Source organism: Streptomyces sp. NPDC005820 (assembly GCF_040630255.1).
GTDB lineage: Bacteria > Actinomycetota > Actinomycetes > Streptomycetales > Streptomycetaceae > Streptomyces.
In genome coordinates this window covers 161,811-179,904 of record NZ_JBEXXE010000002.1, presented here as the reverse complement: position 1 = coordinate 179,904, position 18,094 = coordinate 161,811, and the positions used below count along the sequence as shown (strand labels likewise).

Sequence of the window (18,094 nt, the reverse complement as noted above, 5' to 3'; positions counted from 1 at the left end):
CGGCGGTTCAGGCGGGTGGGAGCAGGAACAGCGGCAGCTCCCGCAGTACGTCCTCGGGGTCCTCGTCGTCGAGGAGGCGGTCGAGGTTGTGGCCGAGCAGCAGGGTGGCGAAGCCGTGGGCCAGGGACCAGACGGCGAGGCGGGTGTGCCGGGAGTGCGGGTCGTCGCCGGCGGGCGTGCTGGTGGCGATGGCGTCGGTCAGGGCCGCGCCGGACAGGGCGCGGGCCGTGGTCAGCTCCAGGTCGTCGGTGTGCAGCAGGTTCGGCGTGAACATCACCTGGAAGTGCGCCGGGTGCTGCCGGGCGAACCGGACGTAGCGGGCGCCCGCGTCCCGCAGGTCCGTCGCCCCGGCGAGTGTCTCGGCCAGCAGTCCGTGCCCCTCCGCCGCGATCGCCGTCAGCAGACCGGTGCGGTCGCGGAAGTGGTGGGCGGGGGCGGCGTGCGAGACGCCGGCGCGGCGGGCGAGGTCGCGCAGGCTCAGCGCGGCGGGGCCGTCGGTGGCGATGACGTCGAGGGCGGCGGTGAGGATGGCGCGGCGCAGATCGCCGTGGTGGTACGGGCTCATGGGAGCAGACTACGGCGAATCTAGGCATTGACAAGTTGGAGGCGGTCGGGCAATCTTGTCAGTGTCAAGTTATGGCGCACGCCGAACACGACGAGGGGGAGACGTCATGTCCGAGAGCGAGTCCGAGAACCAGGTGCACGCACCGGCGCCGGAGCGGCAGGTGGAGCCGTCCCGGGCCCGTGGGCTCTGGCATCTGCTGGAACCCCTGCACGCCGTCCTGTACTACGCGCCCGAGGTCTTCGAGGAGGCCGCCGGTCTCGGCCTCTCCGCCGAGGACCGCTGGTCGAGCTACTTCCCGTTCCGCGCCGCGCCCCTGGGGCCCGTCGGCAGCGGGGCCGTGACCTCGGCCTTCTATAGCTTCGCGCCCGGCATGGTCGCCCGGTACGTCGACGAGGCGCGCAGGGTCACCACGTCGGACGCCGCGCTGAGGGCGAGGCTGAGGGGCGTCGACCGGGCCTACCGCACGCTGTTCGGCGACCGCGTCGACAGTCCCGCCATGGAGGAGGCGGCCGACCTCGCCCGGCGTGCCGCCGAGGCCGCGGACACGGCGGGCCGCCCGCTCGCCGCGGCCAACGCCGCGCTGGAGTGGCCGGTCGACCCTCACCTTCAGCTCTGGCAGGCGGCGACCGTCCTGCGCGAGCACCGCGGCGACGGGCATCTCGCCGCCCTGCTGATCGCCGGACTCGACCCGGCAGAAGCGCTGGTGTCCTTCGCCGCGATAGGCGCCGCCTCGGCCGAGCGCTTCGAGAGCCGCGGCTGGCCGGCCGAGGAGTGGACGGCGGCCCGGGAGCGCCTGGCCGCCCGGGGCCTCGTCGAGCCGGACGGTACGGCGACGGAGGCGGGCCGCGAGCTGCGCCGTCGCGTGGAGCAGGACACCGACCGCCTCGCGCTCGGCCCCTGGCAGGCCCTGGGGGCGCAGGCCACGGAGCGGCTGGCCGGCCTCCTCGGCGACTACTGGGTCGCGGTCATCGGCTCCGGACTGCTGCCCTCGGAATCCACCCTGGGGATAGGCAAGGTGTGAGGGCCGCCCGGCGGCGGGAGCAGGGCCGTTGCGGGCCCGGTGGCGGGGCCCGGTGCCGGGCGCGCGGGAAGCCGTCCGCGGGAGGTGAGGCTGCGCGGACGGCTTCTTCTTCAGGTGGTGTGCGGGGTCCGGCACCCGGGCCGGACGTTCCTCCGTGGTCTCTTCGGCGGTCGCGTCATCGCCCTCGGGTCCCTCGGATCATCACCTCGGGGATCATTGCCCCTCGGGCCGGTCGGGCCGGTCGGGCCGTTCGCGGTCCATGCCGAGCGAGCCCTCCATCCTCTGCTGGGCTTCGTCGACCTGACCCTCGTATTTGTTGCCCGTCCTCTCGTTGACCTTCCGTTCGGCGGCGTCGGACATGTCCTTGGCCTTGTCCTGGGCCGCCTTGTTGTGCCTGAACCTGTCGAGGATGCCCATGCAGAGCTCCTTCCGGAGGTGACTCACTTTCGACGATATTCCCGGGATGTGAGGGATGCCCACTTGAGGCCATGGTGGTCTGGACCTCCCGGATGCCGCGGAGCGCCCCATCGGTACGGTGTGCACCGACGTCCGCCGGGGAAGCCGCCCTGTGCGGGGTGGCAGCGGGCAGGCAAGGGGAGGGGCGCGCGGGATGCGTCTGAGGGGTGGGGCGGCGACCGCCGCCATGCTGATGAGCGCGGTGACCGTCGTGGCGGTGGCCGGCTGTGCCGACCAGGGCGTGGGAACAGGCCTCGGATCCGGTGCGGGCTCCGGGTCGGGTTCCGGTTCTGGTACGGCGCCGGCAGGCGGGGGAGCGGCTCTCGCGGCCGCCGGGTCGCTCACCGTGAAGGGGCGCGCGCCCAGGACCGGCTATGAGCGGGACAGGTTCGGCACCGCGTGGGCCGACACGGACTCCAACGGCTGTGACACGCGCGACGACATCCTCAAGCGCGATCTGGCGGAGGTGAGGTTCACCGGCGGGGACTGCAAGGTGGTGTACGGCGTGCTGGAGTCGGACCCGTACTCCGGGAAGGACGTGACCTATCGGCGCGGTGCGAGCAAGGTCGACATCGACCATGTCGTCGCCCTGTCCGACGCCTGGCAGACGGGGGCGAAGTACTGGGACGCGAGCAAGCGGATAGCGCTCGCCAACGACCCGCTCAACCTGCTGGCCGTGGACGCGAGCACCAACCGTTCCAAGGGCGACGGGGACACCGCGACCTGGCTGCCGCCCAACAAGGCCTACCGGTGCACGTATGTCGCGGCGCAGGTGGCCGTGAAGAAGAAGTACGGGCTGTGGGTCACGGCGGCGGAGAAGGCCGCGATGCGGAAGGTCCTCTCCGCCTGCCCCGAACAGAGGCTCCCCACGGGCGGCAATTCCACCAAGGCGCCGGAACGCTTCCACGCGGGCTGACGGCCTTACGGTTTTGGCCAGTACGGGGGCATGAACACTTGGTCCGCGGGGATCGATGAGTCGGTAAAGGAGTTCACAGGCGGCAAACGGGCGCCCTGCGGCAAATCGGTCAGGTTCAGCAAGAGCCGGTCAAGGGAGCTGAAAGATCGGTCCGCGGACCTGTCCACAGACTGTTCACAGTAGGCAAGATCGGTGAGCTTCTGTGTCGCTTTCCGATCGCTGGTGGGGGTCCAGGTCGTGTTGCGCTTTCGGCTGCCCAGCCGTTCGAGTCGCTTCCCTCGTTCGCACCGTGCAAGACGGTCGGGCGGGGCGTTTCGTTCCCGTCGCACCCTGCGGGGTCTGTCCGCGCTGCTGCTCACCGCGCTGGCCCTGATGCTGACGACCGATCAGGCGGTCGCCGAGGGGCTGGAGCTCGGCAGCGTCGAGCTGCCGGGCATGAGCCTGGCCTCCCTCGCGCACTGGTTCACCGACCCGCACTGGGGCAGGCTGCCGCACCAGCAGTCCGGCACCGCGGCCGGGCGCCGGCACCAGGTGTCCGCCGCCGCGACGGCCGCCCATCGCGGCGCGGGCCACGCCCCCGGAAAGGCGAAGGGCGAACTGCCCGCCTACCAGGCGCACAAGCCGGCCACGCCCGCGGGCCGCAGTGCGGGCGCCGCCGGGTACGACGCCAAGACCAGCAAGCGCAGCGCCACCAAGTCCAGCCGCACGGAGACCGTCTACGACAACGCCGACGGGTCCGTCACCCGCCGTATCTCCCAGAACCCCGTCAACTACCAGGTCGGCGAGGGCCGATGGGCGCCCATCGACGTGGATGTGCGGGCCGGGCCGGACGGGCGGTGGTACGAGACGGCCAACTCCCTCGACGTCGACTTCGCGGCCAGGGCCACCGATCCCGCGCTCGCCTCCCTCGCGACCGACACGAAGCACGGCGTGGCCTACGCCCTCGAGGGCGCCGCCCCGGTCGAGGGCACCGCCGACGGTTCGACCGTGACGTACGACGGGGTCCTGCCCGGCACCGATCTGCAGGTGCGGCCCACCGCCACCGGGATGAAGGAGTCCGTCGTCCTCCGGGACGCGGACGCGGGCGACACCTGGACCTTCCCGCTCACCCTCAAGGGCCTCACGCCCAGCCAGGAAGCGGACGGCTGGATCGATCTCCGGGACGCCTCCGGCACGTCCGTCGAGCGCATCCCTCCGGCCTACGCCTACGACTCCCACGTCGACCCGCGCTCCGGCGACCCCGCCACCACCCACGCCGTCACCACCGAGCTCCTCCACGACGGCGACGGCTATGTCCTGCGCATCACCCTCGACAGCGCCTGGCTGCACGCGAAGAGCCGGGTCTTCCCGGTCACCGTCGACCCCACCGTCGAGGACGGCTGGACCACCACCTACGCCGAGTCCGGGTCCGGCAACAATGTCGACCATTCCTACGAGCAGACCGTCAAGGTCGGCTCCTACGACTCCGGCACCCACGCCGCGAACAGCTTCGTCAACCACTGGGACACCGCCTGGGACGGCAGCAACGCCACCGTCACCGCCGCGACCCTGCACCTGTTCGACACCTGGGCCTCCACCTGTACGGCGGAACGTTTCGACGTGGCGCTGGTGACCAGCGCCTGGACCCCGGAGGGCGTCACCAGCTACCCCGGCCCGTCCATGGGCTCGTCGATCGGCAACGCCACCCCGAGCGTGCCCAACGCCTGCGCCAACACCGCCGCGGACCGCACGGTCGGCGACTGGGTGAGCGTGTCGCTGTCCACCTCGGCGATCCAGGGCTGGTTCAGCGGCGCCACCGCCGACCACGGCCTCGGCGTGTACGCCTCCACCGCCGACGCCCTTCACTGGAAGCAGTTCGGCTCCTTCAACGACCCGGGCAAGGGCCCCTGGATCGAGGTCACCTACACCGGCAACACCGCCCCGCAGCTGTACGAACAGTTCCCGGCGGACAACGCGGTCGTCGGCACCACCACCCCCGAACTCACCGCCTGGGCCGGCGGCGCCAACTCCACCTCCGGCAGCGCCAACCAATACCTGTTCCGGGTCTACGACGCCTCCGGCGCCAAGGTCGCCGACTCGGGCCTGGTCTCCACCGGCGACTGGACCGTTCCCTCCGGCAAGCTCGCCTGGGGCAAGAGCTACAGCTGGACCGTCCAGGCGTACGACTCGGCCACGAACCTCTACTCGCCGGCCGACCCCTACGAGATATCGATCCAGGTCCCGCAGACCGTCATCACCTCGGGGCTCTCGCAGAACAGCAGCGACCACGGCTTCGACGCGTCGATCGGCAACTACACCACCTCCGACACCGACGCCTCGATCTCCACGGTCGGCCCGTCCCTGGACATCGACCGCGACTACAACTCCCGTGACCCGCGCTGGACCGGCGCGTTCGGCGCGGGCTGGTCCAGCATCCTCGACTCCCGGGCCACCGAGCAGTACACGGCGTCCGGCGCGGTCGCGAGCGTCCAGGTCACCTACCCGGACGGCTCACAGGCGGGCTACGGCAAGAACAGCGACGGCACGTTCACCCCCGGCGGCGGACGGTTCGCCACCTTCAAATCGGTCACCGGCGGCTACACGCTCACCGACAAGGACGACACCCTCTACACCTTCACCCAGTCCCTGGGCTCCGGCGGCTACGGCCTGACCTCGGTGACCGACGCCAACGGTCGCGCCCTCACCCTCACCTGGACGAGCGGCCACATCACGAAGATGACCTCGGCGGTCTCCGGCCGCTCGCTCACCATGACCTGGTCCACGCCGGCCGGCGCGCTCGCCGCACACGTCCAGACCGTCGTCACCGACCCGGTCACCGCCGGTGACACGAACACGACGCAGATCTGGACATACGGCTACACCGGCGACCAGCTGACCACCGTCTGCTCGCCGCTGAGCACGACCAAGTGCACGACGTACGGCTACACCACCGGCTCCGGCTACCAGAACGCGGCGCTCGACCTCGACCCGCACACCTTCTGGCCGCTGTCGGAGACCTCCGGCACCAGCGCCAAGGACGCGGTCCTCGCCAACGAGGGCACCACGAACGCGACGTACGAGAACGTCACCCTCGGCCAGAGCGGCCCCCTCACCGGTTCCTCCGCGAAGGCAGCCGGTTTCAACGGCACCTCCTCGGACGTCTCCCTGCCGAAGAACCTCGGCAACGACACCGACTCCGGCGCGCTCTCCCTGTGGTTCAAGACCTCCGCCGGACCGGGGGTGCTCTACTCCTACGCCTCGCAGCCGATCGGGTCCGGGCAGGCGGCCGGCTTCTACACACCGTCCGTGTACGTCGGCACGGACGGCAAGCTGAACGCCGAGTTCTGGTACAGCGACGGCGTCAACCCGATCGTGTCCTCGGCGTCCGTCGCCGACGGCAAGTGGCACCACGTCGTGCTGTCCGCCGCCGGCAACTCCCAGACCCTCTACCTGGACAACGCCAAGGTCGGCTCCCGCACCGGCACCATCTCCATCAAGAGCGCGACGGCCTTCGGCAAGAACCAGTCCTTCAACTACCTCGGCACCGGTTTCCTCGGCGGCGACTGGCCCGACGAGCCGCACTCCTCCGCCTCCGACGACACCGGCTACGCCACCTACTTCAACGGCTCCATCGCCGACGTCGGCTGGTACAGCCGCCCGCTGGTCGCCGCCGACGTGAACGCCCTGTACACCTACGGCACGCACAGCGAGTCGCTGCTGACCTCGGTCAAGCGGCCGTCCGGCAAGACGTTCGCGGCGATGACGTACAACACCGACTCGACCGTGCTCACGCAGATGACGGACGAGAACGGCGGCACCTGGGTGCTGGGCGCCCCGACCGTCACCGGGTCGAGCGACACCTACCGGGGCGCGGTCCTGGGCGGGGCGCCGAGCCAGTACTTCCGGCTGGGGGAGGCGGCCGGGGCCACGACGGCCGTGGACCAGGTGCGCGGCGGCAACGGCGCCTACACCTCCGTCACCCTCGGCGCGTCCGGCCCGTTCAGCGACCAGAAGGCGGCCACCTTCGACGGCTCCACCTCGTACGTCGAGGTCCCGGCCGCGGGTCTGCACTCCGGCAACGACCGCAGCGTCGAACTGTGGTTCAAGACCGTCAACCAGGGTGTTCTGATCGGCGACCAGTCGGTGGCCCTCGCCGGGGCGAGCACTCCCTCCGGCAGCTGGACGCCGGTGCTGTACGTCGGCAGCGACAACAAGCTGCACGGCCACTTCTGGTCCGGCAGCGGCTCGGGGTCGACGGCCTTCGGCTCCACCGGCACCGTCACCAACAACGCCTGGCACCAGGTCGTGCTCAGCGTCACCGGCTCCACCCAGACCATGTACCTGGACGGCGTCCAGCAGGCCACCTACAGCGGCGCCCCGAACGACCAGTCGAACAACCACCTCTACATCGGCGCCGGCTTCGCCAAGTCCTGGGTGAACTCGCCCGCCGACATCAGTTACTTCAAGGGTTCCATCGCCGAGGCCGCCTTCTACCGGACCGGTCTCACGGCGGCCGACGTCGAGCAGCACATGGAGGCCGCGAAGAACTCCACCGGCCTGCTCCCCGTCGAGACGGTCACGGTCACGGAACCGACCACCAAGACCCTGAAGTACACCTACGACGTCACCAACGGCAACCGCGCACTGACCGAGACCGACGGCCTCGGCGACAAGACCAGCTTCGGCTACGACTCGGCCGGCTTCGAGCACACGGTCACCGACCCCAACGGCGCGCTCACGATCACGGGCCACGACATACGCGGCAACGTGGTCTCCTCCACGTCCTGCCAGGACCAGGCCGCCAACAAGTGCAACACCGAGTACTACGGGTACTACCCCGACGACACGACGGCCCAGCTCACCACCGCCGACCCGCGCAACGACCAGCTCCTCACCGAGCGCGACGGCAGATCGGCCTCGGCGACCGACTCCACCTACCTGACGTCGTACACGTACGACTCGGCGGGCAACCAGACCGCCATCACCGGTCCGGCCGTCCCCGGCTTCCCGAACGGCCGTACGACGAGCACCGTCTACAGCGACGGGACCAGCACCTACCCGTCCGCCGACGGCGGGGCGGTCCCCAAGGGCCTCCCCGTGAAGACCGTCTCCCCGGGCGGCGCGGTCAACCAGGTGGCGTACTTCAAGAACGGTGACGTGGCCTCGACCACCGACGCCCTCGGCCTGGTCACCTCGTACACCTACGACGGTCTCGGCCAGGTCCTCACCGAGAAGGTCGTCTCCGACACCTACCCGAACGGCCTGACGACGTCCTACGTGTACGACGCCGGCGGCCAGGTCCTCCAGGAACACGACCCGCAGCTCACCGACCGCGTCACCGGCGCCACCCACGCCGCCGTCACCGCCTCGGTCTACGACGACGACGGCGACGTCACCTCGCAGACGGTGTCCGACGGCAGCGGCGGCGACCACTCCCGCAGCCAGAACTGGACCTACGACGCCTACGACCGCGTCCTGACCGAGGCCGACGCCAACGCGGCCGAGGGCGCGAGCAACGGCAACACCACGACGTACACATACGACACCTCCGGCAACAAGACCAAGGAGGTGACGAGCGCCGGCACCGAGACCCGGTACACGTACAACGACAACGGCGACCTGCTCACCCAGGGCCTGATGTACACCGGCGACCCGGTGAACCCGCAGACGGCGGCGCTCCTCACCGAGTCCTCCCGGGCCTACGACCCGGCCGGGCGGCTCGCGTCCGTCACCGACGCGATGGGCAACACGACGGCGTACACGTACACCGACGACGGTCTGACCGCGACGGTGAAGCGCACCAGCGCCGACGGCAACAGCACCTACACGCTGGAGTCGGACCTCTACGACGCGGCCGGCAACCTCACCCAGCAGACCACCGACAACGGCGAGACGGTCACCAAGTACACGGTCGACGCGGCCTCCCGGACCATGTCCACCGAGCTCGACCCGACCGGTGTGGACCGGGTGACGACGGTGTCGTACACCCCGGACGACCAGGTCGCCTCCGAGAGCGACCACGACTCCTCCGGCTACGACCGCACGACCACCAACACCTACGACGACATGGGCAACCTGCTCAGCGAGACACTGTACGGGGACGCCTCCGGTCATCCGGCGGGCTGGTGGAAGCTGAACCAGACGGCGGGCCGGTCCGTCACCGACTCCTCCGGCACCGGCAACACCGCCACCGCGGGCGCGGGCGTGACCTGGGCGGACGACGCGGCCAAGTTCGCGGGCACCTCGACCGGCACCGGCGACATCGTCGCCACCAACAGCCCGGTCCTGGACACCTCCGCCTCCTACACGGTCTCCGCGTGGGTGAACCTGGCGGACACCTCCGCCATCCGCACCTTCGTCGCCCAGGGCGGCACCAACCGGGCCTCCTTCTACCTGCAGTACAACAAGACCTCCAACTCCTTCCGCTTCCACGCGGCCAGCTCCGACGTGGCCTCCCCGTCCGCCTTCTACGACGCCCAGGCCTCGACGGCCGCCCCGCTCAACACCTGGACCCATCTGGTCGGCGTGTTCGACGCGAGCAACGGCTCGATGAAGCTGTACGTCAACGGCGCGCAGGACGGCTCCGCCACCGACACCTCCCCGTGGACCGGCACCGGGCCGCTGACCATCGGCGGCACGAAGACGGCCGGGGGCACCATCGCCGACGTCGACAACGGCGAGGTCGGGGACGTGCAGGTCTACCAGCGGGCGCTGTCGGCGAGTGAGGTCACCTCGCTCTACGGCAAGGGCCGCACCGGCGGCACAGTCGGCTCCTCCGACGCCCAGACCACCAAGTACGGCTACGACAAGCGCGGTCTGCCGACGTCGATGACGGACGCCGAGCAGCACACCACCGATTACGCCTACGACGAGGCAGGCAACCTCGCGGTCACCACCGCGCCCGCCGTCCAGGCCGAGCCCGACGGGACGACGGCCGCGACCGTCCGCCCGGTCACCACCAGCGGCTTCAACACCTTCGGCGAGGCGGTCGAGGAACAGGACCCGAACGGCCTGGTCACGACGACGGTCTACGACGCGGAGGGGAACAAGGTCTCCGAGACGCTCCCGTCGTACACCCCGGCGGGCGGCTCCACCCCCGACGCGGGCACGACGGTCTGGACGTACGACAGCGAAGGCAACCAGACGTCGGTCACCACGCCCGGCGGGAGGACGACCTCCTACCTGTACGACCAGCTGGGCGACGTCGCCCAGGTCACGGAACCCGACGGCACGAAGACGCACGCGGTCTACGACACCAACGGCGACCAGCTCTCCACGACGGACGGCACCGGCGCGCAGGCGCAGGCCACGTACGACTACCTCGGCCGTCAGGTCACCGCGACGACGATGGAGCGCTACCCGTCGACGAAGACCCTGACGACCCATACGTCCTACGACGTCACCACGGGCAACCCCTACGGGGCGCACGCCTCCTCGGTCACCTCGCCGGGCGGGGTGAAGACGTCGTACGGCTACAACCGGGCCGGTGACGTCACCTCGGTCACCGACGGCGCGGGCAACGCCACCAACTACACCTACGACTTCCAGGGCAACCCGCAGAAGACGATCCTCGCCGACGGCAGCTGGACCCAGACCGACTACAACGCCGACGGCGACCCGGTCGCCACCCGCGGGTACGACAAGAACAACGTCCAGCTGTGGTCGACCTCGCAGCAGTACGACGGTGTCGGCAACATGGTCGCCGCCACCGACGCACGCCAGCACACCAGCCACTTCACCTACGACGCGGCCGGGACGATCACCCAGGAGGTCCAGCCGGTCGACGCGTCGACGTCGATCACCACGACCTTCGGCTACGACGCGGCCGGCAACCGCACCCGCTTCACCGACGGCCGCGGCAACTCCTGGCGCTACACGTACACCCCGTGGGGCCAGCAGCAGACGATCGTCGAGCCGACCACGGCCCAGTACAGCTCGGCCGCCGACTCGACGACGACGTTCGCCTACGACGCGGACGGCCAGATGACGTCCGCGACCCTGCCGGGTGGCACGACGACATCGATGACGTACGACAACGTCGGCCAGCTGAAGTCGATGTCCGGCGCGGGCGCCGACGCGGCGACCGCCAAGCGCAGCTTCACCTATGACGCGGACGGCCGCGTGATGTCGGCCGACACCGACGAGGCGGGCATCGCGGGCGCGGCCGACCACCAGGACGCCACGCACGACGCGTTCACCTACGACGACCGCGGCGACCTGCTGACGACGTCGGGTTCGGCGGGGTCCTCGAGCTTCGCCTACAACGACGACGCGGCGGTGACGTCCCGCACGGACGCGGCCGGCACGACGACGTACGGCTACGACACGGCCGGCCGCCTGTCCTCCCTGAACGACCCGGCAACGGGCAACCAGCTCACCTACACCTACGACCAGTTGAACGACCTGAAGACGGTCAAGTACGGCTCGACGGGCCAGACGCGCACCTTCACCTACGACAGCCGGCACGAGCTGACCAACGACGTCCTGGTGCAGGGCGCCTCGACGGTGGCGAGCTTCGCGTACGGCTACGACGACGACGGCAACCTGACGTCGAAGACGACGACGGGCGTGTCGGGAGCATCGGCGAACACGTACGGCTACGACTGGGCCAACCGGCTGACCTCGTGGAACAACGGCAGCACGACCACGTCGTACGCCTACGACGCCTCGGGCAACCGGATCCGCAACGGCGCGGACGTCTACACGTACGACGAGCGCGACGAGCTCACGTCGGACGGCGTACACAGCTACTCGTACTCGGCGCGCGGCACGATGACGCAGGAGTCGTCGACGGCCGGCGGGACGGTCGCGTACAAGACGGACGCGTTCGGCGGGCAGATCGTCGCGGGCGAGCAGTCGTACACGCTGGACGCGACCGGCCGGAACATCACCGACCGGGACACGACGACGGGCGCGAGCCGCACCTTCGCCTACTCGGGCGCGGACAACACGATCGCGTCGGACGGCGACGACACGTACACGTACGACCCGGCGGGCGGCCTGGTGGGCGTCAAGCCGTCGGGCGGTGGCGCGGTGCTGGCCCTGACCGACCAGCACAACGACGTGGTGGGCTCCTTCGCCTCGGGCGCCACGGCCCTGACCGGATCGGCGTCGTACGACCCGCTGGGCAAGGTGGTCTCCCCGACGAACACGGTCGTCGGCCACCTCGGTTTCCAGTCCGGCTGGACGGAACCCGGCACGGGTGACGTGGGCACGGCATCGCGCTGGTACGACCCGGACACGGGTGTGTTCCTCAACAAGGACAGCGTGTCGCTGAACCCGGTCCCGAACTCGGTGTCCGCGAACCCGTTCGCGTACGTCGACGACAACCCGCTGGCGGGCACGGACGAGTCGGGCAACTGCTCCTGGTACGACGTGGTGTGCGGCGCGAAGAAGGCCGCCCATCACGTGTCCCACGCGGTGAAGCACGCGGCGCACCGGGTCTACCACGCGGTCAAGCACGCGGCCCGCAAGGTCGTGCACGCCGTGAAGCACGCGGCCCACAAGGTGGTCCACCACGTGCGGGACGTGTACCACGCGACGGTGCGGGTGGTGCGGCGCGTCTACCACTACACGGCACGACATGTGAGACGCGCGTATCACCGGGTGGTCCATGCGGTGCACACCGCGTACCACAAGGTGTCGAGAGCGGTGCACCGCGTGGTGCACACGGTCAAGAAGGCGGCGAGCAAGGTCGCGCACGCCGTGAAGAAGGCGGCGCATGCCGTCTCCCACGCGGCACGGACCGCGTACCACGCCACCGTGAAGGCGGCGAAGGCCACCGCGACCTTCGTGAAGCACCACGCGGCCGCGATCACCTCCTTCGTGGTATCCACGGCGGTCTTCGCGGGCTGCGAGGCCCTGACCGCGGGCGTCGGCTCCATCGGCTGCGCGGCGGCCGCGGGCGCGGTCGGCTCCCTGGTCGAGCAGGGCTTCGCGTGCGCCGAGAACGGCGGCGACGACTGCTCCGCCGGCGCCTTCGCGGGCGCCGCGGTGACCGGCGCCGTGGCGGGTGCGCTCGGCGGCGCCCTCGGCAAGATCGGCGGCAAGCTCCTGGCGAAGGCCGCCCCGAAGGCGATGAAGGTCGTCGGCGGCCTCTTCGGCAAGGGCGCGACGGAGGCCGAGGAAACAGCGGCGACGGATGCGACGGAGGCGGCGGCTTCCCGGGCGGATTCGGAGGGGGCGGGGTCCCGGGCTCAGTCGCATTCGGATGAGGCGGGGCCGACGTGCCACAGCTTCACGGGCTCGACCCGCGTGCTGATGGCCGACGGAGTGACGAAGGCGATCGACCAGGTGCGGGTGGGCGACAAGATCGCCGACTCGGTGCCGGGTGTCACGGGTACGCAGGTGCACGAGGTCACCGACGTGATCGTCACGCGCACGGATCACGACTTCGTGGACGTGACGGTGAAGGGGACGGCTGGGAAGGCCGGTGTGAAGGCCCTGGCCAAGAAGGCGGCCCGCAAGGCGGCGTTCGGCCTGGCGGCGTCGGCGGCGGTACTGGGAGCCCTGTCGGCTGGCCACGGCGGCCAGAAGGCGACCCAGCCGGTGGCGGCGGCAGTCGGCATGACCCGGGCGAGCACGCAGGACGCTCACCTCCAGACGACCTTCCACCACCCCTTCTACGACGAGACCCAGTCGGCCTTCGTCGAGGCCAAGGACCTGTACCCCGGCGACGTCCTCCAGACGCCGACCGGCACGGCCGAGGTCACAGGTGTCCGCCTGTACCACGCGAACACCACTACGTACGACCTCACCGTCGGCGACCTCCATACGTACTATGTGCAAGCCGGGGACACCCCTCTACTCGTTCACAATTGCGATGTAGACGAGGGTGCAGACCTCTTCGACACGTTTGGAGTGAAGCCGGGTGAAGGCCTCAACCTCAGCGAGCCCTCTGCGTCCAATGGTCGGAGTTACATCACCTATGCGGCCAAGGATGCAGAAGGTGCTGTTCGGTATGTGGGGCGCGCGCAAGGAAAGGGAAACCCCTTGCAGGTGATGAAGGGGCGCATAGCTCGCGGTCACGACATATTCAAGGAGAACCCGGACTTCACTCCCCACGTGGTTGACGTTCAGACCAGTTTGGACGCCAACAAGGGAGCCGAGGAATTCTTTACGCAGGGATTCGCTCAGCGTGGAGCAGACCTACTGAACAGTCCGGAATCACCTGCGCTCGGATTCTCCAAGCCTGCTCGCGGCAAGAAATCAGTCCAGATGATGGACGCGTTCTTCGATGAACTCCTATCCCGGTGAGGTAGCCGTGGACTTTGTGGAAATCTGGTTGGACGGCCCCATCCCGGTTGACCGGGATGATGTCGAAGATGCCCTCAACGAAAAATTGTCAGGAATCGGGGAAGTGGTTGGGGCGGGGACCGGTGAATCCGGCTCCAACCTTGATGTGGAAGTCGAAGAGGATGTGTCCAAAAAGGTTGTTCTCGACAGGATTTTTTCCGTGCTGAGCGAGCTCGGCATCGGCGACTCGGCGAGGGTCAGGCCGGGAGACGGTGACGTGTGGATCCGCCTCAGCGAGTGGTCCTGACCCAAGCTGGGAGGACGCTGACCGGCGGGGGTTGGCTCCAAAGGGGTGCTCACGACCGGCGGGGCCGGCATCGTCCCTGATACGGCACCCACCGGCGACCCGCATTCCTTTCACCACGACGTCGGGAGCATTCGTTAACCCTTTCACAGCCACGGCCGGTACCGGCATCCTCGCCTACGCCGCCGTCACCATCCCCGCGCAACATCCGCAAGGCCAGATCGCAGAAGGACGCTCAGCAGGGCGTTTCGGAGAGCAGGCAGAAACGGCTGGTCATCGATGCCGCCGCGTATGGTCTCGTCCCCGCGGCTCAGCTCGATGCCCGTTTCGCGGGCTCGGATCCGCAGGCCGACGCGGTGGCGGAGGCGGCGGTCGCGGGGGACTGGCGGCAGGCGGCGGCCTATCTCGACGAGGTGGGTCAAGACTGGGAGTTGCGCTGGTATCGGCTGGGCATCCTGGTGCATGCGGCGGTGCGGGACGACGGGTGGCTGAGGGAGTGGCGGGCGACGTACCCGTACGACCCTCCGCCGCTCTGGTGGTGGGTGACACGCTGGTCAGGCTGGCCGACGAGGCGCGCGGCGCGAAGCGGGCGAAGTACACGAGCGCCGAGCAGTTCGTAGGGTTCCGCCAGTTGCTGGTGGCTGGATGGGCTTGACGATGGACATCGCTGAGTGGTCCCCGGCTCCAGGGTTCGTCCTGTTGGCAGCGCTGAGTTCGGATCGTCGTCACGTGTTCAGGTTGAACACCAAGGACTCATATGACGCGGGATTGTGCCGTGCCGATCTTGAATTCGTGCTCGAGCGAGAGGGCGAATTCATTGGGCGGCCTGAACCGCTGGTCGCGCTGCCGGGCTTCTCGTGGCCAGGGCGGGAGTTCGACGTGGTAGGCCGAATCGGGCCTGCGGCGCATCGCCCGTTTCCGCGGGACCCGGAGCTCAACAATGTTGCGTTCGGGGTTTTTCCGGGATACTCCAGCGAGATCTCAGGAGCCGAGTCCGTATGTGCTGGTTCGCTTCGAGGCCCCGAAGACCGGGGCCGGGACCATCGGCGATCTGCCGGTCTTCGTGTCACCGGATTACTTGTTGCACGAGCTGCGTCTGTTGGAAGGTGTCAAACTGTACATGTCCGCCGATGAGGTCGCTGCCTGGTCCGCGACGGTAATCACTGACTGATGGAATGAAAGAACCTACTGTGACCAGCGGCGCGTTGTGCCTGATGCGTCTCTTGCCACTGCTGGAGGTGCTCGAATCACCGGTGCGGCACCCGGTCGACGAGGTAATTCGTGGCTGTCTGGGCTCCGGCGAGATCACGGACGGTGTCCTGATCAGTCTCGATGAATTCTGTGAGGCGGTTGGTCCGTTGCAGGATTTCGCCCATCCGGCTTTCTTCGAACAGAGCGTCGCCAGCATGGCCTTGACTGCGGCTGGAGCCGGAGAGGTGCAATCGTTTTCGGCGGATGCGAGGCTCTCGGAGCAGGCGGTGGGGGTGTGGAGCACGCTTACCCGTCTGGTGAATGAGCACACGCGGGCAGCGGCGTCTTTGGGCGTCGCCGACTTCGCCGAGCTCGAGCGCAGCGCTCAGCGGGAGGATGAGTGTGCTCTGGTCTCGAGGGAACGCGATCCGATGGCGGTCATTCGGCGCGCTGACCAGCTGGCTTCGGCCGCCGCCGCGATGACGGCTGAGCTGTCAAAGGTGTCGGCAGTGCTTGGATGGCGTCCTTCCGGGCCTTGTGGTCGGCTGTGCACCTGGCCCATTTGTGAGTCGTCAGCGTCGAACTGCATGCGCCGTCGCGCGTTTCGACCCCAGCAGACGCCGGCCGCTCGACTCCGGCGGAAGCACGGTGCCGAGTCCAGACCGTGGTACTTCGTCTCCATCAATTTTCTGGCGGCCGATGACGAACCGTTCGAGTTCGTGACAGAGATCGGGAGAGACGGCTATGAGCTGCGCAAGGTGGCTCAGCACATGGATGGCCGACTCGTCTGTGTCGATCGGGACCACCGGGTGCGGGGCGGGGTGGAGCTCGGCACAGAGCGCGTTCCGTCGTGGACGGAGCTGGAGGCCGATGACGACCTGCATGTCGAAGAGACGTCCGCGGAATTCTTCGAGCGACGCTGGCAGGAAGGGCTCACCGGTTTCATTGGGCACTGATCACGCCTTCCCCACGCTGCCTTCGACACATCCGAGTCGGTACGAGTGGGAAGGACCAGGAGGAGTCGGCAGGCCCCGGCCTCGGCGCGGAGTTCGTCGTCGAGGCAGGCGACGCGACCGCCTACGCCGGGGAGAGTGGGTGCTCGGAAGTGGCTGAAGGCTCGGTCGTCGCGGCGAAGAAGATCGTCAACACCGACGTCGTTCTGGAGCAGTTCGATCTGAAAGGGCTCGAATTCCGTGGCTGTGCCCTGGCTCAGTTCGAGCACCCGCTCATGGCGGTCGTGCGACGCGGCACGCTGAGCCGGTGCAAGGCGGTCGGATGCTCGGTCCACGGAGTCAGGTTCGAGGAGATCGTGGCTGAGAACATCACTTTCTCGAAACCGATGAACTTCGCAGCGTGCACATTCCGTCAGGTACGGCTCGAAGGGAGGATCGGCGCATTCCTCACCACGCCACCGCACTATTCGCTGTCCGAGGAGGTGAGCCGTACGTTCGTGGACGCCATGGTCTCCTACTACCGCGACGTCGACTGGGCGCTGGACATTTCCGGCGCGGAATTCTCGGACGCGTCCCTCTACATGGTCCCGGGGGACCTCGTCCGACGGAACGAGGAGACGCAGTTCCTGCTGAGGCGGTCGGTCTTCGAGGCCGCGGGTGACGGACTGCCCTCCTCGGCGGCCTCCTACCGTGACCGCTTCTCGCGCACGCCCTTCGACTCCTTCGTGGAGATCGCTCCGGTGCGGTCGAAGTATTTCAGGGAGTTCCATGAGGAACTCACGGAACTGAGGCGGCTGGGCCTTGCCGAGTAGGGGCACGCACCTGGACAACCTTGAGGCGGATCCGAGGGTGCGCAGAAACCGTTGGCCATCCGCGGGTTCACGGGGCGAGGGCCGCGGACACCCTGCGCAGGCCTCCCTCCGCGAGGGCGAAGGGCTGGGCGGGGTTGCGGATGGAGCAGCGGCCGTCATTGATACGGACACCCGTGTCGCTGGTGGTCCACCGCACGGCACCGGCCGGGCCCTGACTCTCCAGCAGGGCGGTGGCGAGTTCCCATGGGTCCGCGACCCCGACGCGCAGGCCCAACGCCCTGGCCGGCCGCTCGACCGCTTCCGCCGGGATGGCGTCGTCGCCGAAGGCCGGCAGCAGGAGCAGCAGACGGGCGTGCGAGTCGGCGCCTGCCGCGTCGGCCGAAGGTGCGTCGGCGACCGCGACCAGTTCGGGCCAGGACAGGCCGGGTCCCATGAAGTGCCCGTCGTCCCGGGCGATACGTTCCACCCGTGCCCAGGCCGGATGGTCCACGAGGAAGTCGACCCACGCCTCGTCCTCGACAGCGCGGTACGCCACCTGGAGGCGGTGGTCGCCCGTCAGCGGCACGGTGAAGCGGGGCAACACGGCCTAACCCCACAGCCGGCGTGAGTACTCCCGGTGTGCGTCCCACGCATACCCGGGACCGAACAGCAGTTGCCCGGCC

Annotated in this window: 11 protein-coding genes; 8 read left to right on the top strand and 3 right to left on the bottom strand. The window is 69.1% G+C overall.

Going from position 1 to position 18,094, the window contains the following annotated elements; translation table 11 throughout:
- Positions 1-7: 7 nt before the first annotated feature.
- Positions 8-565, bottom strand: a complete 558-nt coding sequence (locus ABZ464_RS03115; protein ID WP_359270085.1) for a TetR/AcrR family transcriptional regulator — start codon at positions 563-565, stop codon at positions 8-10.
- 106 nt (positions 566-671) lie between these two features.
- On the opposite strand from ABZ464_RS03115, the gene ABZ464_RS03110 reads away from it, so the two are divergent.
- Complete coding sequence (locus ABZ464_RS03110) at positions 672-1,586, top strand: hypothetical protein (RefSeq protein WP_359270083.1); 915 nt, start codon at positions 672-674, stop codon at positions 1,584-1,586.
- Between the two features lie 213 nt (positions 1,587-1,799).
- On the opposite strand, the gene ABZ464_RS03105 is transcribed toward ABZ464_RS03110, so the two are convergent.
- The gene (locus tag ABZ464_RS03105) at positions 1,800-2,003 is read right to left on the bottom strand and encodes an antitoxin (RefSeq protein ID WP_359270081.1); all 204 of its coding nucleotides are present in this window, start codon (positions 2,001-2,003) and stop codon (positions 1,800-1,802) included.
- A gap of 193 nt (positions 2,004-2,196) precedes the next feature.
- On the opposite strand from ABZ464_RS03105, the gene ABZ464_RS03100 reads away from it, so the two are divergent.
- The 7 genes from ABZ464_RS03100 to ABZ464_RS03070 all read left to right on the top strand — a co-directional run bounded on the left by ABZ464_RS03100 (position 2,197) and on the right by ABZ464_RS03070 (position 17,432).
- The gene (locus ABZ464_RS03100; RefSeq protein ID WP_359270078.1) at positions 2,197-2,958 is read left to right on the top strand and encodes an HNH endonuclease family protein; all 762 of its coding nucleotides are present in this window, start codon (positions 2,197-2,199) and stop codon (positions 2,956-2,958) included.
- A 372-nt stretch (positions 2,959-3,330) separates the two neighbouring features.
- Positions 3,331-14,193, top strand: a complete 10,863-nt coding sequence (locus ABZ464_RS03095) for a LamG-like jellyroll fold domain-containing protein (RefSeq protein WP_359270076.1) — start codon at positions 3,331-3,333, stop codon at positions 14,191-14,193.
- Positions 14,174-14,479 carry a hypothetical protein gene (locus tag ABZ464_RS03090; RefSeq protein WP_359270073.1) on the top strand — a complete coding sequence of 102 codons (306 nt, stop codon included), beginning with the start codon at positions 14,174-14,176 and terminating at the stop codon, positions 14,477-14,479. The genes ABZ464_RS03095 and ABZ464_RS03090 overlap by 20 nt, the downstream gene beginning before the upstream one ends.
- A gap of 481 nt (positions 14,480-14,960) precedes the next feature.
- Positions 14,961-15,131, top strand: a complete 171-nt coding sequence (locus ABZ464_RS03085; protein WP_359270070.1) for a hypothetical protein — start codon at positions 14,961-14,963, stop codon at positions 15,129-15,131.
- A gap of 345 nt (positions 15,132-15,476) precedes the next feature.
- Entirely contained in the window at positions 15,477-15,647 is a 171-nt protein-coding gene (locus ABZ464_RS03080; RefSeq protein WP_359270067.1) for a hypothetical protein, read from the top strand.
- Between the two features lie 19 nt (positions 15,648-15,666).
- Positions 15,667-16,623, top strand: a complete 957-nt coding sequence (locus tag ABZ464_RS03075; protein ID WP_359270065.1) for a hypothetical protein — start codon at positions 15,667-15,669, stop codon at positions 16,621-16,623.
- A gap of 149 nt (positions 16,624-16,772) precedes the next feature.
- The gene (locus ABZ464_RS03070; RefSeq protein WP_359270063.1) at positions 16,773-17,432 is read left to right on the top strand and encodes a hypothetical protein; all 660 of its coding nucleotides are present in this window, start codon (positions 16,773-16,775) and stop codon (positions 17,430-17,432) included.
- A gap of 67 nt (positions 17,433-17,499) precedes the next feature.
- Here ABZ464_RS03070 and ABZ464_RS03065 read toward each other — a convergent pair whose 3' ends face one another.
- Entirely contained in the window at positions 17,500-18,015 is a 516-nt protein-coding gene (locus tag ABZ464_RS03065) for a hypothetical protein (RefSeq protein WP_359270060.1), read from the bottom strand.
- Positions 18,016-18,094: the final 79 nt, after the last annotated feature.

Coding starts and splice junctions, on each gene's coding strand:
- ABZ464_RS03105 (WP_359270081.1), bottom strand. CDS start 2,003: ATGGGCATCCTCGACAGGTTCAGGCACAACAAGGCGGCCCAGGACAAG.
- ABZ464_RS03095 (WP_359270076.1), top strand. CDS start 3,331: ATGCTGACGACCGATCAGGCGGTCGCCGAGGGGCTGGAGCTCGGCAGC.
- ABZ464_RS03090 (WP_359270073.1), top strand. CDS start 14,174: ATGAACTCCTATCCCGGTGAGGTAGCCGTGGACTTTGTGGAAATCTGG.
- ABZ464_RS03110 (WP_359270083.1), top strand. CDS start 672: ATGTCCGAGAGCGAGTCCGAGAACCAGGTGCACGCACCGGCGCCGGAG.
- ABZ464_RS03115 (WP_359270085.1), bottom strand. CDS start 565: ATGAGCCCGTACCACCACGGCGATCTGCGCCGCGCCATCCTCACCGCC.
- ABZ464_RS03100 (WP_359270078.1), top strand. CDS start 2,197: ATGCGTCTGAGGGGTGGGGCGGCGACCGCCGCCATGCTGATGAGCGCG.